General features: G+C 62.1%; 27 protein-coding genes, 2 tRNA genes and 1 riboswitch. Of the genes, 14 read left to right on the forward strand and 15 right to left on the reverse strand.

What is annotated here, in order from left to right; translation table 11 throughout:
• Positions 1 to 190 precede the first annotated feature (190 nt).
• Positions 191 to 425, reverse strand: a riboswitch (cobalamin riboswitch).
• A 377-nt stretch (positions 426 to 802) separates the two neighbouring features.
• A tRNA-Pro gene (locus tag QTA58_RS03320) sits at positions 803 to 879 on the reverse strand.
• 274 nt (positions 880 to 1,153) lie between these two features.
• On the opposite strand from QTA58_RS03320, the gene QTA58_RS03325 reads away from it, so the two are divergent.
• From QTA58_RS03325 to QTA58_RS03340, 4 genes are all read left to right on the forward strand, one after another.
• A complete protein-coding gene (locus QTA58_RS03325) occupies positions 1,154 to 1,525 on the forward strand; it encodes a hypothetical protein (RefSeq protein WP_085422611.1) in 372 nt (123 codons plus the stop codon).
• Between the two features lie 163 nt (positions 1,526 to 1,688).
• Positions 1,689 to 1,994 (forward strand): hypothetical protein, encoded by a 306-nt coding sequence (locus QTA58_RS03330; protein WP_289671713.1) that lies wholly within the window; start codon positions 1,689 to 1,691, stop codon positions 1,992 to 1,994.
• Between the two features lie 2 nt (positions 1,995 to 1,996).
• Positions 1,997 to 3,331, forward strand: a complete 1,335-nt coding sequence (locus QTA58_RS03335; protein ID WP_289671714.1) for an RkpR, polysaccharide export protein — start codon at positions 1,997 to 1,999, stop codon at positions 3,329 to 3,331.
• 95 nt (positions 3,332 to 3,426) lie between these two features.
• Positions 3,427 to 4,713 carry a capsular polysaccharide biosynthesis protein gene (locus QTA58_RS03340; RefSeq protein ID WP_289671715.1) on the forward strand — a complete coding sequence of 429 codons (1,287 nt, stop codon included), beginning with the start codon at positions 3,427 to 3,429 and terminating at the stop codon, positions 4,711 to 4,713.
• 277 nt (positions 4,714 to 4,990) lie between these two features.
• Here the strand turns inward: QTA58_RS03340 and QTA58_RS03345 are convergent, their stop codons facing one another.
• The 3 genes from QTA58_RS03345 to QTA58_RS03355 form a co-directional block, all read right to left on the reverse strand.
• Complete coding sequence (locus tag QTA58_RS03345) at positions 4,991 to 5,905, reverse strand: HEPN domain-containing protein (protein ID WP_289671716.1); 915 nt, start codon at positions 5,903 to 5,905, stop codon at positions 4,991 to 4,993.
• 2 nt (positions 5,906 to 5,907) lie between these two features.
• Positions 5,908 to 6,879, reverse strand: a complete 972-nt coding sequence (locus QTA58_RS03350; protein ID WP_289672995.1) for a DUF262 domain-containing protein — start codon at positions 6,877 to 6,879, stop codon at positions 5,908 to 5,910.
• 459 nt (positions 6,880 to 7,338) lie between these two features.
• A tRNA-Gln gene (locus QTA58_RS03355) sits at positions 7,339 to 7,413 on the reverse strand.
• Between the two features lie 182 nt (positions 7,414 to 7,595).
• On the opposite strand from QTA58_RS03355, the gene QTA58_RS03360 reads away from it, so the two are divergent.
• Together QTA58_RS03360 and QTA58_RS03365 are read left to right on the forward strand one after the other, a co-directional pair.
• Positions 7,596 to 7,895: a cupin domain-containing protein gene (locus QTA58_RS03360; RefSeq protein ID WP_289671717.1), complete on the forward strand. Its 300-nt coding sequence runs from the start codon at positions 7,596 to 7,598 to the stop codon at positions 7,893 to 7,895.
• Between the two features lie 8 nt (positions 7,896 to 7,903).
• Entirely contained in the window at positions 7,904 to 8,815 is a 912-nt protein-coding gene (locus tag QTA58_RS03365) for an MBL fold metallo-hydrolase (protein WP_289671718.1), read from the forward strand.
• 11 nt (positions 8,816 to 8,826) lie between these two features.
• Here QTA58_RS03365 and QTA58_RS03370 read toward each other — a convergent pair whose 3' ends face one another.
• Positions 8,827 to 9,720, reverse strand: a complete 894-nt coding sequence (locus QTA58_RS03370) for a DUF1499 domain-containing protein (RefSeq protein WP_289671719.1) — start codon at positions 9,718 to 9,720, stop codon at positions 8,827 to 8,829.
• Positions 9,721 to 9,826: 106 nt separating this feature from the next.
• Here QTA58_RS03370 and QTA58_RS03375 point away from each other — a divergent pair, with 106 nt between their 5' ends.
• Together QTA58_RS03375 and QTA58_RS03380 are read left to right on the forward strand one after the other, a co-directional pair.
• The gene (locus QTA58_RS03375; RefSeq protein ID WP_289671720.1) at positions 9,827 to 9,967 is read left to right on the forward strand and encodes a hypothetical protein; all 141 of its coding nucleotides are present in this window, start codon (positions 9,827 to 9,829) and stop codon (positions 9,965 to 9,967) included.
• A gap of 95 nt (positions 9,968 to 10,062) precedes the next feature.
• The gene (locus tag QTA58_RS03380; protein WP_085423394.1) at positions 10,063 to 10,329 is read left to right on the forward strand and encodes a hypothetical protein; all 267 of its coding nucleotides are present in this window, start codon (positions 10,063 to 10,065) and stop codon (positions 10,327 to 10,329) included.
• 122 nt (positions 10,330 to 10,451) lie between these two features.
• Here QTA58_RS03380 and QTA58_RS03385 read toward each other — a convergent pair whose 3' ends face one another.
• Positions 10,452 to 10,715 carry a pentapeptide MXKDX repeat protein gene (locus QTA58_RS03385; protein WP_289671721.1) on the reverse strand — a complete coding sequence of 88 codons (264 nt, stop codon included), beginning with the start codon at positions 10,713 to 10,715 and terminating at the stop codon, positions 10,452 to 10,454.
• Positions 10,716 to 10,902: 187 nt separating this feature from the next.
• On the opposite strand from QTA58_RS03385, the gene QTA58_RS03390 reads away from it, so the two are divergent.
• Together QTA58_RS03390 and QTA58_RS03395 are read left to right on the forward strand one after the other, a co-directional pair.
• A complete protein-coding gene (locus tag QTA58_RS03390; RefSeq protein WP_289671722.1) occupies positions 10,903 to 11,451 on the forward strand; it encodes a sigma-70 family RNA polymerase sigma factor in 549 nt (182 codons plus the stop codon).
• Positions 11,448 to 12,092, forward strand: a complete 645-nt coding sequence (locus QTA58_RS03395; protein ID WP_289671723.1) for an NrsF family protein — start codon at positions 11,448 to 11,450, stop codon at positions 12,090 to 12,092. The genes QTA58_RS03390 and QTA58_RS03395 overlap by 4 nt, the downstream gene beginning before the upstream one ends.
• A 21-nt stretch (positions 12,093 to 12,113) precedes the next feature.
• Here QTA58_RS03395 and QTA58_RS03400 read toward each other — a convergent pair whose 3' ends face one another.
• From QTA58_RS03400 to QTA58_RS03425, 6 genes are all read right to left on the reverse strand, one after another.
• Positions 12,114 to 12,545: a GNAT family N-acetyltransferase gene (locus QTA58_RS03400; protein WP_289671724.1), complete on the reverse strand. Its 432-nt coding sequence runs from the start codon at positions 12,543 to 12,545 to the stop codon at positions 12,114 to 12,116.
• Positions 12,542 to 15,214 (reverse strand): pyruvate, phosphate dikinase, encoded by a 2,673-nt coding sequence (gene ppdK, locus QTA58_RS03405; protein WP_289671725.1) that lies wholly within the window; start codon positions 15,212 to 15,214, stop codon positions 12,542 to 12,544. The genes QTA58_RS03400 and ppdK overlap by 4 nt, the downstream gene beginning before the upstream one ends.
• 373 nt (positions 15,215 to 15,587) lie before the next feature.
• Complete coding sequence (locus QTA58_RS03410) at positions 15,588 to 19,049, reverse strand: chromosome segregation SMC family protein (protein WP_289671726.1); 3,462 nt, start codon at positions 19,047 to 19,049, stop codon at positions 15,588 to 15,590.
• Between the two features lie 255 nt (positions 19,050 to 19,304).
• Positions 19,305 to 20,009: a DsbA family protein gene (locus QTA58_RS03415; RefSeq protein ID WP_289671727.1), complete on the reverse strand. Its 705-nt coding sequence runs from the start codon at positions 20,007 to 20,009 to the stop codon at positions 19,305 to 19,307.
• 145 nt (positions 20,010 to 20,154) lie between these two features.
• Positions 20,155 to 20,679 (reverse strand): DUF721 domain-containing protein, encoded by a 525-nt coding sequence (locus QTA58_RS03420; protein ID WP_289671728.1) that lies wholly within the window; start codon positions 20,677 to 20,679, stop codon positions 20,155 to 20,157.
• Between the two features lie 64 nt (positions 20,680 to 20,743).
• Positions 20,744 to 21,247, reverse strand: coding sequence for a hypothetical protein (locus tag QTA58_RS03425; protein ID WP_289671729.1), 504 nt, complete (start codon positions 21,245 to 21,247; stop codon positions 20,744 to 20,746).
• A 164-nt stretch (positions 21,248 to 21,411) separates the two neighbouring features.
• Here QTA58_RS03425 and mutY point away from each other — a divergent pair, with 164 nt between their 5' ends.
• Both mutY and QTA58_RS03435 read left to right on the forward strand, forming a co-directional pair.
• Positions 21,412 to 22,512, forward strand: a complete 1,101-nt coding sequence (gene mutY / locus QTA58_RS03430; RefSeq protein ID WP_289671730.1) for an A/G-specific adenine glycosylase — start codon at positions 21,412 to 21,414, stop codon at positions 22,510 to 22,512.
• Between the two features lie 31 nt (positions 22,513 to 22,543).
• Entirely contained in the window at positions 22,544 to 23,158 is a 615-nt protein-coding gene (locus QTA58_RS03435) for an HAD family phosphatase (protein WP_085422594.1), read from the forward strand.
• Positions 23,159 to 23,272: 114 nt separating this feature from the next.
• On the opposite strand, the gene QTA58_RS03440 is transcribed toward QTA58_RS03435, so the two are convergent.
• A complete protein-coding gene (locus QTA58_RS03440; RefSeq protein WP_289671731.1) occupies positions 23,273 to 24,403 on the reverse strand; it encodes a site-specific DNA-methyltransferase in 1,131 nt (376 codons plus the stop codon).
• A gap of 147 nt (positions 24,404 to 24,550) precedes the next feature.
• Between QTA58_RS03440 and QTA58_RS03445 the strand changes: the two genes are divergently transcribed.
• Positions 24,551 to 24,847, forward strand: coding sequence for a nucleotidyltransferase domain-containing protein (locus QTA58_RS03445; RefSeq protein ID WP_289671732.1), 297 nt, complete (start codon positions 24,551 to 24,553; stop codon positions 24,845 to 24,847).
• Positions 24,847 to 25,194, forward strand: a complete 348-nt coding sequence (locus tag QTA58_RS03450; protein ID WP_289671733.1) for a HepT-like ribonuclease domain-containing protein — start codon at positions 24,847 to 24,849, stop codon at positions 25,192 to 25,194. Before QTA58_RS03445 ends, QTA58_RS03450 begins: the two co-directional genes overlap by 1 nt.
• A 7-nt stretch (positions 25,195 to 25,201) precedes the next feature.
• Here the strand turns inward: QTA58_RS03450 and QTA58_RS03455 are convergent, their stop codons facing one another.
• Positions 25,202 to 25,549: an antibiotic biosynthesis monooxygenase gene (locus QTA58_RS03455; RefSeq protein ID WP_085422591.1), complete on the reverse strand. Its 348-nt coding sequence runs from the start codon at positions 25,547 to 25,549 to the stop codon at positions 25,202 to 25,204.
• Positions 25,546 to 25,875 (reverse strand): NIPSNAP family protein, encoded by a 330-nt coding sequence (locus QTA58_RS03460; RefSeq protein WP_289671734.1) that lies wholly within the window; start codon positions 25,873 to 25,875, stop codon positions 25,546 to 25,548. Before QTA58_RS03460 ends, QTA58_RS03455 begins: the two co-directional genes overlap by 4 nt.
• Positions 25,876 to 25,902 lie beyond the last annotated feature (27 nt).

Consider the following 25,902-nt stretch of genomic DNA (forward strand, 5'->3'; position numbering starts at 1 on the left):
GTTTCCCCGAATGTGACGTGAATGCAGCCAGCAGATCCATCTGCCGGACAGCAGAGGAGTTCAGAATGCCCTTGAGGCAGCCCGTTCGGCCGAACGATCGTCGAGATATGGGGAATGCGAAGCGCCAGGGCGCCATGCGGCGCGGATGGTGGTCATGTCCTGCTCCTGTTCCGGGCATCCCCGCCCGTGCGATGGATCGATGTTCGACGGCAGGTCTCCTGGCTCACGGATATCCGCCGTCCATCTGCCTTCCCGCGCCGCAGGGGCACAGTGGCATGGCGCCTTCCGGCGCCACGAGGATGGACGGCAATCCGCTTACAGTTGCGGGGGCAGCCACGGCATTGGCCCCTTTCGGGCGTCCGCACCGTGTTCCCTTTTCATCCCCTCCGAGTCACCGTCGGGGAACCGTCGCGCCCAGTTATGCCGAGCGCGGCGACCGCGTCAAGCCGAGAGAGGGGCGCCGTCAATGGACGGCGCCGGAGCCTCCGGCGGCAACGATGCGACGCTCGCCGTGGTCTGACGGGGTCACGCCGGACCGGATCGCCTGGACCATATCGGCTTCGCTGACCTCATGGAATCTCTCCTTTGATATGTAATAACATTACATCGATTATCGAAGTTTCCGGGAGCTGTCCAGCCTGTTCTGCGCGATGGGTGAAATTCCCGGCAGCGGGCGTAACGGGACGGACAGGCAGGGCAACGCCGTTCGGCACCGAGCCTCAACGCGGCTTCGGCGGGGCGGGTGCAGATATCCAACGGTTCGGCGGAAAAGAAAAAAGCCCGCTGCGGCGGGCTTTTCGGCTGGTCGGAGTGGAGTGATTCGAACACTCGACCCCCACGTCCCGAACGTGGTGCGCTACCAGACTGCGCTACACTCCGTGACCAGCGGCGCCTCTATAGACCAGCATTTTCCATTCCACAAGCGCCGTCATGAAAAATTTGCGACGGAATCGCGGTCCTTGGGCGCGGTGGCGCAAGAGGCATTGAGACGCGGGGCGTTGCAAAAAAGCGGCGCAGGAGAAATTTGATATCGGCGGCGGCCGGCCGTCTCGCGAAGCCTGCACAAAATCTGTTAGTTGCGATCTCGAAAACCATGCCTCCCAAACCATGCCTCCCGGGGCGCCACAGACGATACAAGGATTCATTTCAGATCATGAGCCGCCGCGTTCTCGCATCGCACACCCTTTTCACCTTTGGCCTTTTCGCTCTTGCCCTTTCGGCCTGCACCACCGTAGGCGTCGCCAGCAATCCCATCGAAGCCCGCTGGGTGGGCCGTTCGGCCGGCGAATTCTTCGCGAAGTTCAGCCCGCCGATCAGCGACAGCAACGAGGGCTCCGCCACGGTCTACAACTGGCGCGGCGGCTATAACCGCATCAAGCAGCAGAACGGCCGCACCGCACGCGTCAGCTGCTCGGCGAAGATCACCGTTTCCGAGAGCTACGTCATCCGCGACATCGCGATCATATCCGATCCCCCGGGCGCCAACGGCCCGAGCTATTGCACGGAATTGCTCGCCGCGAACTGAGCGAAGGGGCCACCGGCCCCTGCCCCCACCGGACGGCGTTCCGAAATGCGCCGCCCGGGCGAACTTATTTCTGGCATCATCCTGCAAAACAGCATATTTTCGACACGATAACCGGCCAAGGGGACCACACTTACGGGGTCGATGCCGGGTCTTACGAGGTCGCTTGTCCTATTTCGTAACTCATATCCGTGTGGTTGCAGCGCCGGCGCTTCGCGAGACGGCCGCGCGGTCCGGCAGCAGGCCCGGCGGTTGCATCCGGGCTTTCCGGAATACCCATTTCAAGCAAATGTCCCGGCAGGTCTCCAAGGCGCGGCTCAAGGGTTCGGACGTCATCACGATCGCCGATAGCCCTTCTCCGTTGCAGGAGCATTGCGAATCCGGAATAGTTCCCGAACACGGAAAATTAACATATTATGATAATTTGGAAGACGCCCTCACCGTCCACGAGCGCAACATGACGAGGCAGTAGACGTGACAGACCAAGCCCAAACCAAAAAGACCGGCGAAGCTGTTGCCCGCCTTCCGCTGCCGGAAGAGGCGAAACCCGTTCAGAAGCCCAAAAACCTCCGGCTGCTCGAGGGTCTTCTGGAAGCCCCCGTGCCTGCGCCTGCCGAGGCATCCCCGCCCGTCATCGAGGTGGAACCGCAGGCGGCCAAGCCTTCCCGCGGTTGGGCCAGCAGATTGCGGCCCCGGCACATCGCCATCATCTCCGGTTTCCTGGGCCTCGTCGCGCTGCCGGCGGTTTTGACGTCCCTCTACATGGCGTTCATCGCCGCCGACCAGTATCACAGTTCGTCCTCCTTCTCCGTCCGCAGCATCGAATCCTCCCAGCCTGCAGACATTCTCGGCATGTTCTCGCAGGCCTCCAGCGGCAGCACATTCTCCGACTCCTACGTCCTGCTCGACTTCATCCGCAGCGAGCGCATGGTTCAGGCGGTGGACGAGGCGTTCGGGCTGGATTCCGTCTTTGCGCCGCGCGGGCTCGATTATTTCTACGGCATCGGCCAGGACCGGCCGATCGAGGACAAGCTCGAATACTGGCGGAGCATGATCAGCGTCAATTTCGATCATACGTCCGGCATCATGGAGCTGGAGGTCAAGGCCTTCACGCCGGAAGATTCCCAGAAGATCGCCGCCTTCGTCATCGCGCAGAGCGAAAAGCTGGTGAACGAGCTTTCGCTCTCGGCGCGCAACGAAGTGCTGAAAGTCGCCCAGAGCGAAGTCCGCATGGCCGAGGAGCGTTTGTCGAACGCCCGGATGGCGTTGCGCATCTATCGCGATTCATCGCAGGAAGCCGACCCGGTCGAGGGTGCGAAGCTCGCGACCCAGCTGGTGGCTTCGCTCGAGCAGCAACTCGTCCAGCTGAAGACGGAACTTTCCACGGCGCTGACCCAGATGGGCGAGAATACGCCCCGCGTCCGCGTCATGCGCTCCCAGATCGCCAGCCTGGAGAAGCAGATCGAACAGGAGAGGCAGAGGTTCGGCAGCGGCTCCGCCAGCAAGCAGGGCCGCATGGCTTCGGCAGCGTTCACGGATGTGGCGGGCCGCATCCAGCAGTATGAAACGCTGGAAACCGACCGCGAATTCGCCGAACGGGCCTATACGTCCGCGCTCGCGGGCCTGGAAAAGGCACGGATCGAGGCCAATGCAAAGCAGCGCTACCTCGCCGTCTTCATTCAGCCGACGCTGTCGGAGCTGGCGCAATATCCGAGCAGGATCCTGAATTCGATCCTCGTATTCCTCGGCGCCTTGCTCGCCTGGGGTGTCGTGGTCATGGGATATTACAATATCCGCGACAGGAACTAGGTGCGGGGCCGTCGAGAGGGACAGCGCTGCTGTAACCCTCGCTCCGCCATCCATGGCCCGCCGCATGCAATGACTTGGGAAAAGCTGCCGGCAGCATGATGACGAATGACAGGCCGGACTTTGCGGGGCTCACCGTTTTCGCCTTCCATTTCCGAAGATGGAAAAGGGCGGTCCTTCAGGCCTATTTTCCGCAAGCCCGCTTCGTCTATCCGCCGCTCTACCTGACGGACAGGGCTTTTGCGCGCGACTGGGCACGCGCGATCGGGGCCTCGGAAAAGCCGGTCCTTCTCGTCTGGGGCCGGAATGCGCCGCAGGCGGCGATCGCCTTTGCCCGAGAGAATTCGATCCCCCTTCGTTTCATCGAGGACGGCTTCATCCGGTCGCTCGTGCCGAATGCCAGCCACAGCGCGCCGTTTTCGCTGACCTTCGATTCCCGCACGCCCTATTTCGACAGCCGCCAGGCATCGGATCTCGAATGCCTTCTGGGCTCCTACGATTTTGCGGGCGATCCTGCGCTGATGGAGCGCGCCCGGAAGGGCATCCGCTCGCTGCTCGCCTCCGGCCTCAGCAAATACAATGCCGCCGGCACCATGGCTGCGGCGCATGAACCGAAGACAAAGGAGAGGCGCCGCATCCTCGTCATCGGGCAGGTGGAGGACGACGCATCCATCACGCTCGGATGCGATCGCCCCATGACGAACAACGACGTGATCCGCACCGCGGCGGCGGAAAATCCCGGCTGCGAAATCCTCTACAAGCCGCATCCGGACGTGCTGAACGGGGTGCGCAAGCGCCTTTCCGATCCGGCGGAGGTCGCCCATCTCTGCCGGCTCGTCACCGCTCCGGTCTCCCTGCCGGAGCTTCTCGCCGGCACGGACCATGTCTACACGATCACCTCCCTCGGCGGCTTCGAAGCGCTGCTGCGGGGCATTCCGGTAACCGTCATGGGGTGTCCGTTCTACGCGGGATGGGGACTAACGGACGACCGCCAGGCGAACCCGAGGCGCGGCCGGAAGCTCAGCGTCGAAGAGCTCTTCGCCGGCGCCTATCTTCTGTATCCGCACTATTTCAATCCGGTGATGGGAGCCGCGATCAGCTTCGAGGAATGCCTGGAACTCGCGGCCCATTGGCGGAAGACTGGCATGCCGGAAAGCCTCATCGCGCCCATTCCCATTCCGGAAAAGCCCGGGTTCCGGCTTTCCGGCCCTTACGGCCTTCTCGGATGGCGCCACCTGCTCACGGAACCCTTGGCGCGGATCATCGGCACGATCGGCGACAGGGCCGACGCCGACGACTTCCGGAAAAACCCTATCCTCTTCTTCCGGGAGCTTTCGAACCCTACGTTCAGAAAGGTCGGGCGGGTGTTGTATCCGTTCGATTGAGGGAGATGGGTATCGGCTTGGCCTCTCCCGGATGCTCGGAGTTTGCGGTTGTCCGCCTCACCAGCAAGATTTGCACCGAGCCGAAAAACTGGCGAGGCACATCAATCGAAGTGGCCGTAAACCACGTAATCCGAAACATGCTTCGGCATGAACTGACGGACTATGACCAACTAATGTTGGTGGGCGTTCGGCGAAAAGAAGCCCGGCGACCTGTCCAGCCTAAAAACGATACGATGATTGCAGACTGGCGCCGCGGCTAACAGCTCTCGCCCACAGATTATGCTAATGAGATAGGTTTGCCGGACGTATCTCTAATGACAACGGCTGGATTACTAGTCCGAGCCGAAGCGCTAGCGGTGCCCGCAAGTCGGTTAGGATACCGCTTAATGATCTTGCCCAACGTCGATGCGCGCTCCGCCCATTTGCCGTCCAGCTGCTCGTCTAAGAAACGGATTGAAGGGGTTACCTTATTGACATCTGTATCGAACTTAGTTTTGTCAGTGCATAGCTTAGCGGCCTTCCCCACAGCATGACCTAGCAGATCGATCGAAATGCCCAACGCGATCACTGCTGTCAGATTCGACTGCAAGGTCGTGGTCGGGATATTTCCAGCAGGGTCATGCGCAGAGCTATTACGAGCTGATGCGAGCGTTTTATATTGATCCTGTAAATTTAGGTAAGCCGACCCTACCGATGCGGATAGCGTCGTAAGCTTACCCCATGGATCTTGCACACCAAAGGCCGCGAAGCCCTTTTTAATATCCTCATGGCCTACGTTAGATCCGGTCGGGCTGAATCCAAGATGTGTGTAAGTAGGGGGATTGTCCTTATAGAGTGAGATAGAAGCGATGTGGGTTTCGATGTAGTTAATCTTCTGGACCTCATCTCGAATAAAATAAGCTCCATTATTAAGACCAGCAACAGAATCGACAATAATAAAACGTCTTAATTTGTCAGGAAGATCATTATACAAGATCGATGACTGCGCTAATTCCTTCATCATATGTTCAAATACATTTTTTACATAACGCTCCAGCATGGCGAAGGCAGAAACAGCTATACCGTGTCGCAAAATCCTAGCTCGAGTGTTGTGCTCCGATGTTATGGCAAGTTGATCCGTAAGAAGCGGCTCGTCTGTAGCGCGAAGCATAGCCTGTAGCGCCTCGTAAAATTCAGCGCGGAATATTGTCACGGCTAAAGGGCCTCGAGCATCTCGCGCATCTTTTGAATGCGGTAGCGAATTCTCTGGGGCGTGTTAGTTCCCGTCCGAACAGATTTATCGAATTCGTCGTCAGCGAAAAGCGCTTTAGTGCCACTCAGAACCGCTGCTGTCTTCTGCTGCCCCTTCTGCACGACCGCTGGATCGACTTCAAATGCAGCAATCATCTGTGCATCATACATTCCAGCTAGGGTTTGATCTCGCCAGCCATTCCCGTCCGGCCGCCGAAAAGCATTATCACCCCAAAGAACTTCACAGCGGTGGATTGCTTCGGAAAAATAACCCGCAACTGTGCCGATATCCCAGTCGCTCAAAGACTGGTTTCGCCGCATGAATTCGTCCATCTCCTTTGCGAGATCACCACTGAAATTCTCATACCGCTCTCTCAGGGTCATGAATCGAAGCACGTATTCTGCATCGTCCATGTCGCGATAGGCGGAAGACTTTGGACCATCAATTTTCAGACGCTTCCGTAGGAATCCGTGCTCGGAAAGCTGATAGATTGTGTCATTCAGCTTACCCCGGAATGCTACGTTGCGAATCTCTTGGTTATTCAGGGATTCACCGCCCCTGTTTAACCGAAGGAAAACTTCGTATTTGAGCAGAGGGTCAGTCTGCTTCAACAGCGTCACTACCCGAAGGAACGGCCTCAGCCTTAGGGAGTTCTGGATATCGGACGGCAACTGAGAAAATAGGATGCCTTCTGCCTCAGTAAGCCGCTCGAGATTCTTTAGCGGCAGCCTACCATGGATATAATCCGCAATTGCTCTTAGCCGCTGCTTGCCATCGATCGCTGTATATGTGCCTTCTTCCTCTTCAGCGAGATAAACAGGTGGCACCGGAACATTCAGAAGAAACGACTCAATCAGGGCTGACTGCTTATCAACCGCCCACCGCTCTCGCCGCTGAAACCCTGGTTGAAGATCGATTGCACCGGTCTCAACCATGTCAGCCAAGGTGCCCAGCGGGAGGTCGGCTGTTTGAACGACCAAACGAGCTTGAGCTTCTCGCCAGCTATTTCGTAAGTTTCCCAGCAAATCTCACCCCTAATAAGAGAATCACCCAATTTTCTGCGTCATACTCGGACAATTTGTGGAGCGACTTCAATATGCAACTTTATAACGGCGACGTTTGCGAGAGAGGTTAGTGCCTTATCCGGATTTCTACATCGAAAAGTGTCCCGGTATCGACACTGCTAAAGTAAAGCGTGCAACTGAACAGAAGTGGCGAATCACTACCTCATAAACCTTCGCCATCGGCTCAAGTGCGAGTGCGGGAACATGGAAGGCAATAAGATTTTGATGGGCGCCGTGCCCCGCTGATACCTGTGGAACATCCACAAAGGTGTAACACTTAGCGTTTTCTAACGCTTTCTAAGCATTTGTTTGTATTGCGTAAATAGTGTATGGCTGGGGCGCCTGGATTCGAACCAGGGGATGGCGGTACCAAAAACCGCTGCCTTACCGCTTGGCTACGCCCCAACACGAGCGCGGGCGACAATCGGTAAAAACAACCGCCCGGACGAGTGGGCCTGCTCTAGCAAAGCTTTTCCGGCCTCTCAACGTCTAACTTTGCGATTTTCCAATTTTCCGAGGACTGTTTTTGAATGCAGCGCAGCAGAAGCGGTGCTAGACCTTGCCATTCCCTCTTATCAGGAGAGACCATGACGCAGTTCCGCGCCCGACCGCCTGCAATCCCCACCGTGCTGATCGACGACGACGTCGTGCGTGTCACCCGCTGGGATTTCGAGCCGGGCGCCGATACCGGCCATCACGTGCACGGGCTCGGTTATGTGGTCGTGCCGATGACCGACTGCCGGTTCCTCATCGAGGACAAGGAGGGCAGCCGCCGCGTCGACATGGCGGCCGGCGCCGCATACCGGCGCGATGCGGGCGTCGAGCACAACGTCGTCAATGCGGGCGCCGACCCCATGGCCTTCATCGAAATCGAATACAAGCGTTGAGATCCCGCATGGCAGAGGACATCACCTTCGACCTGGATTTCGCGCCCGCCTACGGCACGCCCGTGCCGGTGGCTGCCGGCGTGCAGCGGCTCACCGTCAACAATCCCTCGCCCTTCACCTTCCACGGGACGAACACCTATATCGTCGGCGGCTCTTCGGTGGCGGTCATCGATCCGGGACCGGAGAACGAGGCGCATTTCGCGGCTCTGATGGCGGCGCTTGAGGGCCGCGAGGTGACGCATATCTTCGTCAGCCACACCCACCGCGACCATTCGCCGCTTGCCCGGCGGTTGAAGGAAGCGACCGGCGCGCTCACCGTCGCCGAGGGTCCGCACCGGGCGGCAAGGCCGCTCCACGCCGGTGAGACGAACCCGTTCGCGGAAAGCTCGGATACCGGCTTCGTACCGGATATCGCGATTGCGGACGGAGAGGTCGTCGAGGGCGACGGCTGGGCGCTTGCGGCCGTCCATACGCCCGGCCACACGGCGAACCACTCCGCCTTCTCGCTCGAAGGTACGGGCGTGCTCTTTTCCGCCGATCACGTGATGGCCTGGGCGACGACGATCGTGGCGCCGCCGGACGGTTCCATGGCGGATTTCATGACCTCGATCGAGAAGCTGCTCGCCCGCGAGGATCGCATTTTCCTGCCCGGCCATGGCGGACCGGTGAAAGAGCCGGCCTCTTTCCTCAGAGGCCTCAGGACCCATCGCCGCATGCGCGAGCGCGCCGTGCTGGAGCGCATCCGGGCCGGCGACCGGCTGATCCCCGACATGGTCAAGGTGATCTATGCGAGCACCGATCCGCGCCTGCATGGGGCCGCGGCACTTTCGGTGCTCGCGCATCTGGAGGACCTGGTCGAAAAAGGCCGCGTCGCAACCGACGGGCCGCCGTCGCTTACGGGAGCCTACCGGCCGGCCTAGTTGCCGAAAATCTAATTGCCGGCGATCCCCAGAAGCTCGGTATCGAGCCGGTCGAGAAAATCCTCGGCGATCGCCTGGCCGATGCCGAGATCGTGCGGGCCGTAACGGGAGGCGACGCGGATATCGACCGACGTCGTCTCCGCATCCTCGCGCAGGCGTATGACGAGATCGAAACGCAGCCCGAGGACCAGCGTGCGGGTCTCGCCCTGGAGAAGGACGTCGCCGGCATTGCCGAAGAGCGGCGAAAGCAGCGGCTCGGGACGCGAGAGCGGGACCGGCGCCACATCCGGCACCGGCGCCTGCTCGTCCTGCGGCGCCGGGCGTTCGGCGATATCCGGCGCGATCAGCTCGATGCCTTCCTTCCTGGTGATGGCGATGCGGGCGGAAAGCACCGCCTTCTGCACGCCTTCATAGACACGGTCGAGCGCGCCCTGATAGCGCCGGCCGGTGAGGCCGGGATAGGCGGCGAACTGCGCGCGGCGATCGGCCGGCGTGATCATTCCGGTCCGAGGCAGCCATTGCTGGTTCGCCTGCGGCTCCGCGACCCATGGCGGCGGATCGGCGATATCCGTGGAAACGTCGTAAAGCCGCGGCAGGGTATAGTAATAGAAGGCGCCGGCAGCCACGACGGCGAGCGGGACCGCAGCATAGAAAAGCCCCTTGGCCGCCGCGACGCCGCCTTCCGCCCCCACCTGCCAGAGCCGCACCAGGCCGATCACCGACAGCGGCACGGAGACGGCGGCGATCGCTGCGGAGAGAAAGGCGAGCGCCAGGAAATCCGGGCTCGTCAGCGGCCCGAAGCGATGCGCCAGCGCGGCGATGACGAAAAGCACCAGGGCCGAAAAGCCGAACCGGCGGCCGGCATAAGCCGAATAGGAAACGGGCCGGACGAAGCGGACGGTCATGCTGGCGGAAAGCTCACGGCAATATGAAAACAGCTGCGCTTCAATCTAAAGCAGCCGTTCCTAAATGGAAATCGCTTTGTTTCCCCCGGGGCATAAGGAGTTCACCATGCGCCACCTCGGGATTTCCTTCCTCGTCGCGATTTCCGTCCTCACCGCCGGGTGTCAGTCCACATCCCACGATCCGGGCCGGAATCCCGGCTTCTCGCCCGTCGACCGATCATCGGTGTTCGAATCCAGCAGTGCCTGATGAAAGCCGATGATAGCGCAAGCGGCCGTTCTTGTGTAGAAAAAGGTCGAGATCGGTCGTTTCGACCACCTCTGCATTCCATGGAGTTTCCCGCCATGCGCCTTCATCGCCTTCTCGTCCTTGCCGCACTCGCCGGACTGCTTGCGGCCTGCCAGACCATGACGCCGGAGGAGCGCCGCGCGGCCGACGAAAACACCTGCGCCGGCTACGGTTTCCGGCGCGGCACCGAGGCCATGGCGCGCTGCCTGCTCGACATCGAGCTCGACCGGCGCGCCGAAGCCCGCTCCTTCCAGTACCGCAACGCTTCGATGATGTGGCCGCCCATGGTGGTCGAACGGCGCGTGATCGTCAGGCGGCGCTGAGCGGAATCCGCCGGTCGCCGAGCCGGCACGATCGCAGGGCCACGCATTTTCGAATGAATGAAAGGCTTCTGCCGCAAAGGGAGACGCGGCCGCGAAGCGAAAGTTCGGCGGCCGCGGCGAACTTACTTCATGGCGTCGCAAGCTTTCATCATCTCGGCCTTCTTCATCGAGTCCTTCTCCATGCCGGCCTTGTCCATGCAGGCGGTCTTGGTGCCGGCCATCGACATCGTATCGGTCTTCATAGAGTCCTTCGACATCGCACCGCTCTGCATGTTGTCCTTCTTCATCGTGTCCGCGCCCGTGCTGGTCTGAGCGTTGGCGGCGGCCGCAAAAGACAGACCGGCAACGACCGTGCAAGCCGCAAGGCTGGAAAGAAGCTTGATCATGGCGTGTTCTCCTCGAATGGGATCGACGTGTCCGCCGGCTGCCTGCCGAAGGCTCACATCCCCTCATTCGGGATCCGGGCAAGGACGTTACCACCTCACGCGCATGTGATCACCCCATGGCGACGGAGTATTTTTCTTCCCTCCTGTAACCGTTTACCTCGTCTTTGCGAATAATCGTTGAAGCAGCATGACGACCGCTCATTCGGAAGAAGCCCTGAAGACGCTGATGCTTCTCTCCCTGGATGGGGACGAGGCGGCCTACCGGCATTTGCTGAATGCTCTGCGCATCCTGCTCGTCGGTTACTACGGCCGCAGAATGGGCGCGGCGACGAAGGCGGACATGGAAGATCTTGTCCAGGAGACATTGCTGGCGCTGCATTCCCGCCGGTCGACCTATGACCGGGAGAGGCCTTTTACGGCCTGGTTCTTCTCGATCGCCCGCTACAAGCTGATCGACCACCATCGCGGCCGCGGCGGACGAAAATTGGCGGAAACGGAGCTTGGCGAGGACATGGAGAGCGATTTCAGCGAGGACACCGTGACGGCGCGGATGGATGTCGAGCGGCTTCTCGGCAGTCTGCCGGAAAAACAGCGGGAGCTGATCCGCCGGGTGAAGCTGGAGGGCCAGTCGGTCGCCGACACGGCAAGCCGCACCGGCCAGTCGGAATCAGCGGTGAAGGTCGGCATCCACAGAGGCCTCAAGGCGCTGGCGGAGAAGTTGCGAGGCGGAGCGTGAGAAAGACGGACGACATCATCGAGAGCCTGGTCGGCGAGCTGAAGCCGGTGCCGCGACATGCCCTGCAGCGGCGCTTTGTTCTCGGCATCCTTCCTGCGCTTGCGGTCTCGCTCGTCCTGATGCTGACCATCGCCGGCCTGCGGCCCGATCTTTCCCAGGCGCTGTCGCTGCCCCTCTTCTGGATCAAGTCGGCCTATAACGCGCTTCTTGCCATCGCCGCTTTCCTGGCTGTCTATCATCTGGCGCGGCCCGAGGGTTCGCAGGGGCGGTTCTTCGCAGCGGCTGCAGCGATCTTCGCGGCGATGGCTGCAGCCGCCGCCATCCAGCTTCTTCTTTCCCCCGCCGAAACCTATCCGGCCCTGATCCTCGGGTCGTCGGCGCTGCACTGCCCGTTCCTGATCTTCGCCTTCGCGCTTCCCGTCCTTGCCGGGAACGCCTGGGTGCTGCGCGGCGCGGCGCCAACCAATCTGCGGCTTACGGGCTTCATCGCCGGCCTTGCGGCGGGGGCGGCGGGCGCCTGGGTCTATTCCTGGTTCTGCACCGAAAACGGCATGCCTTTCGTGCTGATCTGGTACTCGCTCGGCGTTCTTTTGACCGGCGCGCTCGGCAGCCTCCTCGGACCTCGCCTGCTGCGCTGGTAGTCCCGCACGGCCGGCCGCGTCTCAGTAATTCCTCATCGCGTAATGGGGAATGCCGACCTCGAAGAACTCATCGCCATAGGCCTTGAAGCCGAAGCGCTCGTACATGGCGGTCTTGTCGCTCTGCGCCGTCAGATAGAAGCGGTTGTCCCTTACGCCCTTATGGTCGTCCATCGCCTGGCGCATCATGGCGCTCGCGACCCCCTTGCCGCGCCAGGGAAGGCTCACCACCACCCGGCCGATCTTCACGCAATCCTCCGCATGGATGACGCGCAGCGTGCCGCAGACCTCGCCGGAGACGATCGCGACGTAGTGGAACGCCGTCAGATCGTCCGCGTCGAATTCCATATCGGCCGGCACGTCCTGCTCGACGATGAAGACCTCGCGGCGAAGGCGGAAACCCTCGTTGCAGAGCGTGCTGAAGACGGGAACGGAAAGGACGGTGATGCCGGTCATGGCTTCCTCCTGTCGATCGCCGCCTGGGCGGCCGCCAGACGCGCGATCGGGACGCGGAAGGGCGAGCAGGAAACGTAGTCGAGGCCGGCATCCTCGCAGAAGCGGATCGAGGCCGGATCGCCGCCATGTTCGCCGCAGATGCCGAGCTTCAGGTCGTTGCGGGTCTTGCGGCCGCGTTCGGCAGCCAACCGGATCAGCTCGCCCACGCCGTCGAAATCGAGCGAGATGAACGGGTCGTGCTCGATGATGCCCTTCCTCTGGTAGGTGGGGATGAAGGCGGCCGCATCGTCGCGTGAGATGCCGAAGGTCGTCTGCGTCAGGTCGTTGGTGCCGAAGGAGAAGAATTCCGCCGTCTCCGCGATCACATGGGCGCGGATCGCCGCGCGCGGCAGCTCGATCATCGTGCCGGCGAGATAGGCGATCGGCATGCCGCTTTCCTTCGCCACATCCTCGGCGACACGGTCTATGACGCCCTTCACGTAGTCGAGCTCCGTGCGGAGGCTGACGAGCGGCACCATGATTTCCAGTTCCACCGGCTCGCCGGTCTCCTTCGCCGCCGCGACCGCCGCTTCGAAGATGGCACGGGCCTGCATCTCGGCGATCTCGGGATAGGAGATCGCCAGCCGGCAGCCGCGATGGCCGAGCATCGGGTTGAACTCGTGGATCGCATCGATGCGGCGGGCGAGGAAGGCCGGCGGCATGGCCATGGCTTTCGCCACCTCGGCGATCTCGGCCTCGGTCTTCGGCAGGAATTCGTGCAGCGGCGGATCGAGGAGGCGAATCGTCACCGGCAGGCCGTGCATGATCGAGAAGAGATCGGTGAAATCCGAGCGCTGCATCGGCAGGAGTTTCGAAAGCGCCTCGCGACGGCCCTTCTCGTCCTCGGCCAGGATCATCTCCCGCATCACATGGATGCGGTCGCCTTCGAAGAACATGTGCTCGGTGCGGCAGAGACCGATACCCTCCGCCCCGAAGGAGCGCGCGGCGCGGGCATCCTGCGGCGTATCGGCATTGGTGCGCACGGTCATGCGGCGGCTCTTGTCGGCCCAGGCCATCAGCTTGCCGAAATCGCCGGAGAGTTCCGGCTGGATCATCGGCACGGCGCCCTTCAGCACCTGGCCCGACGAACCGTCGATGGTGATCGTGTCGCCGCGCTTCAGGGTGACGCCGCCGGTACCGATCAGATGCTCGTTGCGCAGGTCGACCCGCATGGAGCCGGCGCCGACGACACAGGGGATGCCCATGCCGCGGGCGACGACCGCCGCATGGCTGGTCATGCCGCCGCGGGTGGTGAGGATGCCTTCCGCAGCGTGCATGCCGTGGATATCCTCCGGGCTCGTCTCGATGCGCACGAGGATGACCTTGCGGCCTTCGCTCTCCGCCTCGACGGCTTCTTCAGCGGTGAAGACGATCTCGCCGGTCGCCGCTCCCGGCGAGGCAGGCAGGCCGGAACCGACGACATGGCGCTCGACGCGCGGATCGATGGTCGGATGGAGAAGCTGATCGAGCGACGGCGGCTCGATGCGGCAGACGGCCTCTTCTTCGCCGATCAGTCCTTCCTCCACCATATCGACGGCGATCTTCATCGCGGCGCGGGTGGTGCGCTTGCCCGAGCGGGTCTGCAGCATCCAGAGCGTGCCGCGCTCGACGGTGAATTCGAGGTCCTGCATGTCGCGGTAATGGGCTTCCAGCCGCTCGCAGATCGCCTTGAATTCGGCAAACGCCTCCGGCATCAGCTTTTCCATCGACGGTTTTTCGGAGCCGGAGGCAAGCCGTCCCTCCTCCGTGATCGATTGCGGCGTGCGGATGCCGGCCACGACATCCTCTCCCTGCGCATTGACCAGGAACTCGCCGTAAAGCGCCTTTTCGCCGGTGGACGGATTGCGGGTGAAGGCCACACCCGTGGCCGAGGAAGAGCCGAGATTGCCGAAGACCATGGCCTGGACGTTGACGGCCGTGCCCCATTCCTCCGGAATGCGGTGGAGCGTGCGGTAGGTCACGGCGCGCGGGTTCATCCAGCTCGCAAAGACTGCGGCGATCGCGCCCCAGAGCTGCACATGCGGGTCCTGCGGAAAGCTGGTGTCCAGCTCCTCCTCGATGACCCGCTTGTAGAGCCCCACGACATGCTGCCACTCGACGGCGGAAAGATCGGTTTCGTATTCGTGGCCGAAGCGGGCCTTTTCGTCCTCGAGGATTTCCTCGAAGACTTCATGGTCGAGCCCCATCACCACGTCGGCATACATCTGGATGAAGCGGCGGTAGCTATCCCAGGCGAAACGGGCGTCGCCCGCATCGTGGCCGAGCGCCTGCACGGTCTCGTCATTGAGGCCGAGGTTCAGGACCGTGTCCATCATGCCCGGCATGGAGGCGCGTGCGCCCGAGCGGACGGAGAGCAACAGCGGCTTCGTATCGCCGCCGAAGGTTCGGCCCGTCAGCCCTTCCATGGCGATGATGCCTTCCAGAACCTGCGCCTTCAGGTCGTCGGGAAGCGTCCTGCCGTTCCTGAAATAAAAGCCGCAGGCATCGGCAACGATGGTGAGGCCCGGCGGCACCGGCAGGCCGAGGCTCGCCATTTCCGCAAGATTGGCACCCTTGCCGCCCAGCCGGTCGAAATCGGCCGCACGTCCCTCCGCTTCGCCTCCGCCGAAGCGATAGACCCACTTCGTCATCCTGCTCTCCACCCCGATGCAGTCTGTTTTTCGCAATAACTACAAGTTTTATGACGGTTTGGGAACGGATGACGGCAGGATTATGTTGCATCGCAACAAAAACCGCGGAGACAGGGTTAAGGAAGAATGGGAGGATTTCAGAAACAAAGCTTTGCGGGGCCGGATCACAGGCGGCCCCGCAAAGCTTTCCGCCCGGGACAGGAAACCCGGACGGGGGGTTGGAAACCAACCATCTGCGCTCGTACTGAAAACCGATCGGCGCAATTTTAATTCACTACGCAATCACAAGACACTAATAACCGAAAAGTTCCATCCCCCATATGGGTGATTTAACGTAAAAGGTGAGCATTTTTACGAAACGTTGTAAATTTGCTCAGCTCGCCTCACGCATCAGCTCGGCCGTCTGAAGATCGACCGACACGAGCTGGGAGACACCCTGCTCGGCCATGGTGACGCCGAAGAGCCGGTTCATGCGGGCCATGGTGATGGGATTGTGGGTGATGATGATGAACCGGGTCTCGGTGGACGCCGCCATTTCATCCATGAGGTTGCAATAGCGCTCCACATTGTGATCGTCGAGCGGCGCATCCACCTCGTCCAGCACGCAGATGGGGGCGGGATTGGTGAGGAACACGGCAAAGATCAGCGCCATCGCGGTCAGCGCCTGCTCGCCGCCGGACAGCAGCGTCATGGTCTGCGGCTTCTTGCCCGGCGGGCGGGCGAGGATTTCGAGGCCCGCTTCGAGCGGATCGTCCGACTCGATGAGCTGCAGTTCGGCAGTGCCGCCGCCGAAGAGGTGGGTGAAAAGCCGCTGGAATTCGGCATTGACCACATCGAAAGCGGCGAGAAGGCGTTCGCGGCCTTCGCGGTTCAGGCTCTGGATCGCGCCGCGCAGCTTGCGGATCGCATCGATGACGTCGGCGCGCTCGTGCATCAGCAGGTCGAGCTTGTCGGACAGTTCCTTCTGTTCTTCGTCGGCGCGCAGGTTGACGGCGCCCAGCCGCTCGCGCTCCATGCGCAGCCGGTCGACCTCGCGCTCGATCTCGCGGATATCGGGCATGGGCGCATCGGGCTTCAAGCCTGAGAGCCGCAGCACCTCATGGGGGGGGACACCCAGCGCCTCGCGGATGCGCTGCTCGCTCTCGTGGCGCTTCTCGGCCGCCGAGACCAGGCGCTCCTCGGCGCGGCCGCGCTTTTCGCGCGCTTCGGCGAGTTCGGAAAGCGCAACCGCCGCAAGCCGGTCCGCCTCGCGCTGATGGGCCTCCGCTTCGGCCAGCCGGTCGGCCGCGGCGCGGCGGGCTTCCTCGGCCTTCTGCAATTCGGAGAGCAGCGCCCGGCGCTTGTCGTCGAATTCCTCCGGCGCGGCTTCGAGATCGACGATCTCCTCGCGGGCTTCTTCCTCGCGCTCCCGCAGGCTTGCTATGTGGTCGGCGGCGCTCGCCGCGCGTGCGGTCCAGGAGGCCCGCTCCTGGGCGATCGCCGCAAGGCGGCGCTTGCGGGCTTCGGTCTCGCGGCTCAGGCCCTCGTAGCGGGCGCGCGCTTCGGCAAGCAGACCGCGATCGGTCGCCACCACCGCCTGCTGCTCGCGCAGCCGGTCGTCGATGCCGGAAATATCCGGCGCATCCTCCAGCTCCGCCCGGGCATTCTCCTCCTGCAGGCCAAGATCCTCGATCTGGGCATTGAGCTGGTTCAGGGCTTCGGTGGCGATGTCGCGACGGCGCATCAGGTCGCCGGCGGCGCGTTCGGCGGCGGCGAGCGCCTCCCGGGCTTCGGAGAGCTGGCGGGCCGCGAACCGGCTGCGGTCGCGGGCGTCCGCAAGCCGCTTTTCCTCGGCGCCGATCTCGGATGCCGCAGCGGCAAGCGCCACCTCGGTCTCCGAGAGTACGATGCGGGCCTCGTCGATCTCGGCTTCGAGCTCCGAGAGGCGGTTCTTCTGGGAAAGGCGCAGCGCCGCGGCACCGGGCGCCTCGGAACCGGTGACATGCCCGTCCCAGCGATAGACGGCGCCTTCCCTCGTCACCAGACGCTGACCCGGCCGCAAGAGCCGCATCAGGCGACGCGCATCCGCTTCCGAAACGATGCCGATCTGGGCGAGACTGCGGGAAAGCTCGGGCGGGGCGGTCACACGGGCAATCAGCGGCTCGGCGCCCTGAGGCAGGCCCGGATCGGCGGCGCCGTCCCCGTTCAGCGACCAAAAGGTCGGCGCGGCACTGTCTACGGGGCTTTCGAGATCGTCGCCCAGGGCAGCACCCAATGCCGCCTCGAAACCGCGATCGACACGGATCATTTCCGCAACCGCGACGAAATCGCCGGAAGCGGCGCCGGCGGCCAACATTTTCGAAATGGTGCGGGCCTCGGTCTCCAGCGCGTTCAGGGCGGAACGGGCGGATTCAACGGGGCCGCGGGCCATCAACTCATTGGAGCGGGCGGATGCGAGCGCGGCTTCGACCTCTTCGACGGCGATGGCGGCATCCTCGACGGCCACTTCCGCAGCCTCCACCGCCTCCCGCCTCTCGGCCGGATCGTCGAGGCCCGCAAGACGCCCGTTGATGGCATCGAGCTCGCCTGTCGCTTCGGAAAGCTGCCTGTCGAGACGCTGGCGCCGCTCGGCAAGATCGCGGATCAGCCGTTCGAGCTGGTTGCGGCCGGCGGCGGCCTCGGCACGCTCGGCAGTGATGGCAGAGAACAGCTTCTCGCTTTCGGCAAGTGCAGCGGCGGCAGCCTCGAAGGCCTCGCGCATCTCCTCCGCTTCCGAGCCGGAATCGGCCAGCATGTCGTTCAGCTCGGCTTCTTCCTGGCCGAGCTTTTCGAGGAAGGCGGTGTTGTCGGCGGCGAGCTGCTCCTCGCGGCGAATGTCCTCGCCGAGCTGGGCAAGCCTGCGGGTCAATTCGTCGCGGCGCTTGAGAAGCCGGTTCGCCTCCTCCTCCAGCTGGCCGCGAGCGATCTGGATGCGCTGCAGCGCCGCACCCGCCTTCGCCTCCTCCTCGCGCAGTTCCGGCAGCTTGAGGCTCGCGACCGCCTGCTGCTTGGCGGCCTCCATCTGCGCCTGCGCCTTCCCTGCGACGACGGAGGTCACCTGGTTGAGCGCGCTTTCCGCCTCGCCCTCCGCCTCCTTGGCCTGAACCCAGCGGATGTGCAGGAGCAGGGCCTCGCGGGAGCGGATATCGGCCGACAGCATCTTGAAGCGGTTCGCCTGGCGGGCCTGCCGTTTCAGGCTCTCGATCTGCGTTTCGAGCTGGGTCAGCACGTCGTCGAGCCGTTCCAGATTGCTCTCGGCGGCGCGCAGCCGGAGTTCGGCCTCGTGACGGCGGGAATGCAGGCCGGAAATGCCGGCTGCCTCTTCCAGAAGCTGGCGGCGGGCCTGGGGCTTGGCCTGGATGAGCTCGCCGATGCGGCCCTGTCCGACCATGGACGGCGAGCGGGCGCCGGTCGAGGCATCGGCAAACAGAAGCTGCACGTCCTTGGCGCGCGCCTCCTTGCCGTTGATGCGATAGAGGGAGCCGGACTCGCGCTCGATGCGGCGCGACACCTGGATCTCGTCCGCATCGTTGAAGGCGGCGGGCGCCGTGCGGTCGGAATTGTCGAGATAGAGGCCGACTTCCGCAGTGTTGCGGGCCGGACGGTTGCCGGAGCCGGAGAAGATCACGTCGTCCATGCCGGACGCGCGCATGTTCTTATAGGAGTTCTCTCCCATCACCCAGCGCAGCGCCTCGACGAGGTTCGACTTGCCGCAGCCGTTCGGGCCGACCACGCCGGTCAACCCGCGCTCGATGATGAATTCCGTCGGCTCGACGAAAGACTTGAATCCGACGAGGCGCAGCTTGTTGAACTTCATGCCGGCCACGCGGAGGCCGTGAGCCCCCCTCTGGCCTGCCGGCCATCTCCCCCACAGGTGGGGAGATCGGATGGGCGCACCGGCTTCCCCAAACAAAAACGGTGCTTTCCGGTAGAGGTCAAGCGACGCGGGAAGGACATGCCTCTTGCGATCTCCCCCCTTGTGGGGGAGATGCCCGGCAGGGCAGAGGGGGGTACCCGGCGCTCAAAAGAAAGCGCACGCGACCCACCGCACCCAATAATCGGCAGTTCCGCCTCACAACAGGCTGTCGATGAGCGCCGACATGGATTCAACCGACATGTCTCCCGAATATTTCTTGCCGTTGATCAGGAAGGTCGGCGTGGAATTGACGCCGAATTCGTCCGCACCTCTCTTCACGACCGCATTTACTTCATCGAGAAGCTTCTGGTTCGTCAAGCAGGCCTCGAAACTCTGCTGTGAGTAACCTGCAAGCTTGACGCTTTGAAGAAGGGCGTTGCGGACATTGCCGTCGGCCGGGGCCGCCCAGTTACGCTGCTGCTTGAAGAGCATCGAGACCATCGGGAAATACTGCGCGGCCGTCGCAAGCTCGGCCGGGTTCTGCGGATTGCAGCGGGCGAGCATGAAGGCAGCGGTCGCGACCGGATCGAACGGGAATTCGCGAATAATGAAGCGCGCCTTGCCGGTATCGACATATTTGGTCTTGATCGTATCGAAGGTCGTGTTGTGGAAGTGGGCGCAGTGCGGGCAGGTCATCGACATGTATTCGATGATCGTGACCGGCGCCTTTTCATCGCCGATCACCATTTCCGGCAGCGGGCCGGGCTTCACGGCCTCGGCCATATCGACATCGCCCTGGGATTCCGGCAGTTCCTGCGCGAAGGCTTCGGAAGCGCCGAGCGGCAGCGCGAGGCAAAGAGCGGTCACGGCCACTCCGCCAAGAAGCGCGCGCCTGGTCATGGTGATATCTTTCATCTGCATGGAACACCCGTGTGCGAGAGATCTCAAATAAATTCGACATTCCGTATCGCGGCGCCCGAACGCGAACAAGCTGTCGATAGGGAAATCTCTTCAAAGAATTGTGACAAATCGGAGGTGCATCAAGAAGATCCCAGTTCTTCAGAGATCAGATCTTGCGTTTCTTCTGCAGGACGGCGGTGCCGAGCCGCTCGACTGCCTTTTTCAAGGCTTCGCTCTCGATGCCCTGCATCATGGTCTCGAGCCGCTTCGCCGCCTCCCCCTTCAAGGGCGGCGGCTTGCGCGGATGCCTGAAGGTCTGCGAGACCGGTTTCTGGACGATGCGGATCTGGCGGACCGCCGGAAAGCCGAAAAATCCGTTGATGCGGGCGATCAGTTCGCCCTGCGCATGGGTGAGGAAAAGCGCGCGTGCGCCTTCGCAGGCGATCGTCAGCACGCCGGGTTGATGGCCGCCGCCGGTGCCTGCGCCTTCGTCGCGTCGCGGCCAGGCGATCTTTTCAGGCCGCGTGCAATCGGCGAATTCTTCGCCGGCAATCTCGTCCCAGGAGCCGAGCAGCGCCGTCGAAATGCCGGCGCGGCGGGCGAGCACCGGGTCGATGATGCCGTTCGCCACTTCGGAAATCTGAAACTCCCGCCGTCCTTTCTGACGGCGGGTCTGTTCCGAGCTGCTCATTTTCCGATCTAATCCAGTTGGTCGGGGATCATCATAAACGTCGTAACGCAATGGGGAAAGCGTTCTAACGCAAGCCGTGCCAGATCTTGACGCCCCTGACCATCAGCATCCGCGCGAAGGCGACAATTCCGACCAGATAGGCGAGGACCATCGCATGGGCGCCAAGGGAAAGCTTGGGGCTGCCGAGCCCCTGCCATCCGTAAAGCATCGTGATCACCGTGAAGATGCCGAGGAGCAGCAGCGAGAAGATGAGGCAAGGGGCGGCCTTCACGGCCTCCGGAACATCGACCGGCCGCCATCTCGCCCGCCCGTTCGGCAATTCCGGGTAATCAAGCTGGCCTCTCAGGAACAGAACCAATGCATCCCACGCACGCCCGATGGCTTCATAGAAAGGTCGCATGGACAGGGCCGTCCACTGACGGATCGCCAGCCGCACATATCTGCCCAGAAGATAGACACCGCCCACGATGGCCGCGAGCGCGGTCATCACGGCAACCAAGGCAACGAGCGGCGCCAGATAATCTTCGTAGGGCAGCGATCCGATGGAAATTCCGGTGAACGATATCATGTCTCTCTCCTGCGACTGAATTGGCCTGCGACTGAATTGGCCTGCGACCGATCGGGTTCGTTGTTTTCAGGCAAAAGCCGGCACGGCCAACCGGGCCTCCATCCCCAGCTTTCGAGGGGACCTGCCGTTGGCGAACCGTGCCTCAACCACTATCTTCGCAGCCGATGAAAACGTCCACAGCCCTTGATACATCAGGATCCGACCTGGCCGGCAGCCTTCTCGCCTGGTACGACCGGCATCACCGGGAACTGCCCTGGCGGGTGAGCCCCGCCGCGGCGAAGGCGGGCAAAAAGGCCGATCCCTATCACGTCTGGCTGTCGGAAGTGATGCTGCAGCAGACGACCGTGCAGGCGGTCAAACCCTATTTCGCGAAGTTCCTCAAGCTCTGGCCGAAGGTGACCGATCTTGCCTCGGCCCCGGTCGAGGACGTCATGGCCGCCTGGGCCGGCCTCGGTTATTACGCCCGCGCCCGCAACCTCAAGAAATGCGCCGAAGCGGTGGCGGGCGAGCACGGCGGCATCTTTCCGAATACCGAGGAAGGGCTGAGAGCGCTCCCCGGCATCGGCGACTATACATCCGCGGCCGTTGCGGCGATCGCCTTCAACCGTCCATCCGCGGTGATGGACGGCAATGTGGAACGGGTGGTCTCAAGGCTCTACGCCATCGATGCGCCGCTTCCCGGCTCCAAACCGCTGATGAAGCGACACGTCGCGGAACTGACGTCCGCCGACCGGCCCGGCGATTTCGCGCAAGCCATGATGGACCTCGGCGCGACGATCTGCACGCCGAAGCGACCGGCCTGCGCCATCTGTCCCTTCCGCGACGACTGTCTCGCCTTTGCCGAACACGACCCGGAACTGTTTCCGGTGAAGGCCGCGAAGAAGGAGAAGCCGGTACGCCTGGGCGCCGCTTTCGTCGCGGTCACGCCGGAAGGCGACGTGCTTCTGCGGCGGCGCATCGAGAGCGGCCTTCTGGGCGGCATGACGGAGGTGCCGACGACGGCCTGGACCTCGCGGCTCGACGGCGGCACGACCGTCGAGCACGCCCCCTTCCCCGCCGACTGGGACGCCTGCGGGACCGTGGTCCATGTCTTCACCCATTTCGAACTCAGGCTCTCCGTCTTCCGCGCGAAAACCCGAAAAATCGCCGCCGGTGACGGATGGTGGGAGCCGGTCACAAATCTTGAGGCGCAGGCGCTGCCGACCGTCATGAAAAAAGCAATCGCACAGGCTATTCCGCGAGCCTTCGAAAAACACCCGAACTGATCCCGATCCTTCCATTCCTCAGGAAACATTCATGGCGGCCAAGATCGACCACATCGTCTTCGACATCGGCAAGGTGCTGATCCACTACGATCCAAACATTCCCTACAGCCGCATCATTCCCGACGAGGAGGAACGCCGGTGGTTCTTCCTCAACGTCTGCACCCACGAATGGAACCTGGAACAGGATCGAGGCCGGAAATGGGAAGAGGCCGAAGCGCTGCTGATCGAGAAATATCCCGAGCGCGAGGAGCAGATCCGCGCCTTCCGCAAATACTGGCACGAGATGGTGCCGCATGCCTATGACGGTTCGGTCGCGATCATGGAGGGCCTGATCGGCAAGGGCCGCGACGTGACGATGCTCACCAATTTCGCCGCCGACACTTTCGTCCACGCAAGGGAGCTCTTCCCTTTCCTGAACAAGCCGCGCGGCGTCACCGTTTCCGGCGAGATCGGCCTCATCAAGCCGGATGTCGCGATCTACGAGAAGCATGCCCGCGATTTCGGCCTCGCACCGCAAGCGACGATCTTCATCGACGATTCCCAGGCGAATGTCGAAGGCGCGCGCGCCGCCGGCTGGCAGGCGGTGCATTTCAAGGATCCGGAAACGTTGAAGAAGGATCTCGCCGCGCACGGCGTGGAAGTCTGAGATCAGGAAGAATGGCGCCCGGGGTCAGCCTCCCCGGGCGCCAATTATCCTCATCCGGGACTAGAGGTACATGACCGGACAAGGAATGCGGACGATCTGGCAGGGACTGGTGGATCAGTCCAATTTCGCCAGGTCGTTTCGGATCACGGTTCTGAGCTCGTCGATGGGCTTCAAGGACTGCCCGTCGTCGAAGTGCCAGAACGTCCATCCGTTGCAGGCATCAAGGCCCTGCACTTTCGCGCCCAGGCGATGAATGGAACCTGCTTCGCCGTTGGCTGCAAGCGTGCCGTCGGCGCGTATGACCGCGCTGAAACGGCGTCTGGCATCGGTCAGCACCTGACCGGGCCGGACAAGGCCTGCTTCGACCAGCGTGTTGAAGGCGACGCGAGGCTCCGCCTTCTTGCCGGTCATGACCGTCAGCTCCGCCTTGCCGAGCGGTTCGACGGCCGCGATGCGGGCGGCAGCCGCATCGATGTAATCCTGTTCGCGTTCAATCCCGACGAAATTGCGGCCAAGACGCCTGGCCACCGCGCCGGTCGTGCCGGAGCCGAAAAAGGGATCGAGGATGACGTCGCCCGGTTTTGTCGATGCCATGATGACGCGGGCAAGCAGGGCCTCCGGCTTCTGGGTCGGATGGACCTTCTTGCCGTCCTGATCCTTCAGCCGCTCGGAGCCGGAGCAGATCGGGAAGAGCCAGTCGGAACGCATCTGCACGTCGTCGTTCGACGCCTTCAGCGCATCGTAGTTGAAGGTATAGCCCTTCGCCTTGGCATCGCGGCTTGCCCAGATCATCGTCTCGTGGGCGTTCTGGAAACGACGACCCTTGAAATTCGGCATGGGATTGGTCTTGCGCCAGACGATGTCGTTCAGGAGCCAGAAATTCAGGTCCTGCAGGATGGAGCCGACCCGGAAGATGTTGTGGTAGGAGCCGATGACCCAGATCGTGCCGTTCGGCTTCAGGACGCGGCGGCAGGCGAGCAGCCAGGCGCGGGTGAAGGCGTCATAGACTTCGAAAGACGCGAACTGGTCCCATTCGTCGTCGACCGCATCGACCAGCGACTGATCGGGACGATGCAGCGTGCCGCCGAGCTGCAGATTGTACGGGGGATCGGCGAAGATCGCGTCGACGGAGTGATCTGGCAGGGCCTCCAGAGCGGCGACGCAGTCACCCTTGATGATGGAATTGAGCCAGGTGTCCGGACGGACCTGCTGCTTCAGGTCGGCCAGCGGAAGAACTGCTGCCATAAGATACTCGCTACGCTGTACTCGAACGAAATTTACTGACTGTTATGGTTACCCATCCTGGTTACCAAAACCTGAAGGGCACGGCCGATTCCGAGAAAAATTTCAAAGGCGTGGAAAGGATGCGATGACTGCGCTAAGATCGCTTTCATGAAGAGACACGAAGCGATCGAGAAGCTGAAACGGCAGGCCGACGCCATAAAGGCGCTCGGCGCGACCTCGCTTTATCTTTTCGGTTCGGTCGCACGGGACGAGGCCGGTCCTTCGAGCGATCTCGATCTCTTCATCGATTATGATTTGGAAAAGAAATTTTCCCTCGTCGATCTCGCCGGTATCAAGCTTTTCCTGGAGGATGAGCTTGACACCGAAGTGGATGTCACGACACGGAACAGCCTCCACCCGCGCCTCAAAAATAAGATCGAACACTCAGCGATCCGGATTTTCTGATGGCGCGCGACATCGAACTGATCCTGAATGACATCCTTGAAATGATCGCGGTGGTCGAAAAATCTCTGCTTGAGAAAACCCGCAGCGATTTCGATGGCGACGATATTCTGCGGCTTGCAATACAGCGTGCGATCGAAATCATTTCGGAAGCGAGCAAGCATATTCCGAGCGAACTGCTGGAACATGCTCCCGAAATCCCATGGCGGTCGATCCGTGGGATGGGAAATATCCTGCGTCATGAATATCATCGAATTGCAGACGACGTTATCTGGGATGTCGTGACTCACGATCTGCCGCCTCTCAAGGCGGCAGTCCTTGCCCTCCAAACCAGAATTGCCCGCGGATAACGTCAAGTCACGCCGCATGCGCCTCGCGGCTGTCCTTCGGCGCCTCGTCGCGCTCGAACATGCCGTAGTCGCGCAGGACGTGGCCGATGCGGAGGCGGTAATCGGCGAAGATGCCGTTCCGCCCTGCCCGCTGCGCCGCCCGGTGCGCTTCGAGATTGCGCCATTGACGCACGGCCTCCTCGTCGCGCCAGAAGGAGAGCGAGAGAAGCTTGCCGCGCATCGTCAGGCTCTCGAAGCGCTCGATCGAAATGAACCCATCGATCCTTTCGAGTTCCGAGCGCAGTTCGCCCGCGAGATCCAGATATTTGTGGCGTTCGCCCATATAGGGCACGACTTCGAAGATGACAGCGATCATGGCTTTACGAAAGCTCCGTGGGGCGTGGACATATTCTTCAAAAAAATGCGGTCTTCCTTCAGGATGAAACGCTCGCGCCTGGCGAAGGCGTAATTCTCCCGGCCGAGCGGATCGGCGGCAAGCCGGGCGCGATAGGCCTCGTAGGCCGCAAGGCTCTCGATATTGTAGACCCCGTAGGCGGTCGTCGCAGAACCTTCGTGCGGGCCGAAATAACCGACGAGATCGGCGCCGCAGCGCGGGATCGCCTGGCCCCAAGCACGGGCGTAATCCTCGAACTTATCCTTCTTGAACGGGTCGATCTCGTAGCGAATGAAGCAGGTGATCATGGCTTTCTCCTGTGATGACGAGGACGT

This window comes from Neorhizobium sp. CSC1952 (assembly GCF_030378245.1).
GTDB classification, from domain to species: Bacteria; Pseudomonadota; Alphaproteobacteria; order Rhizobiales; family Rhizobiaceae; genus Neorhizobium; species Neorhizobium oryzae_A.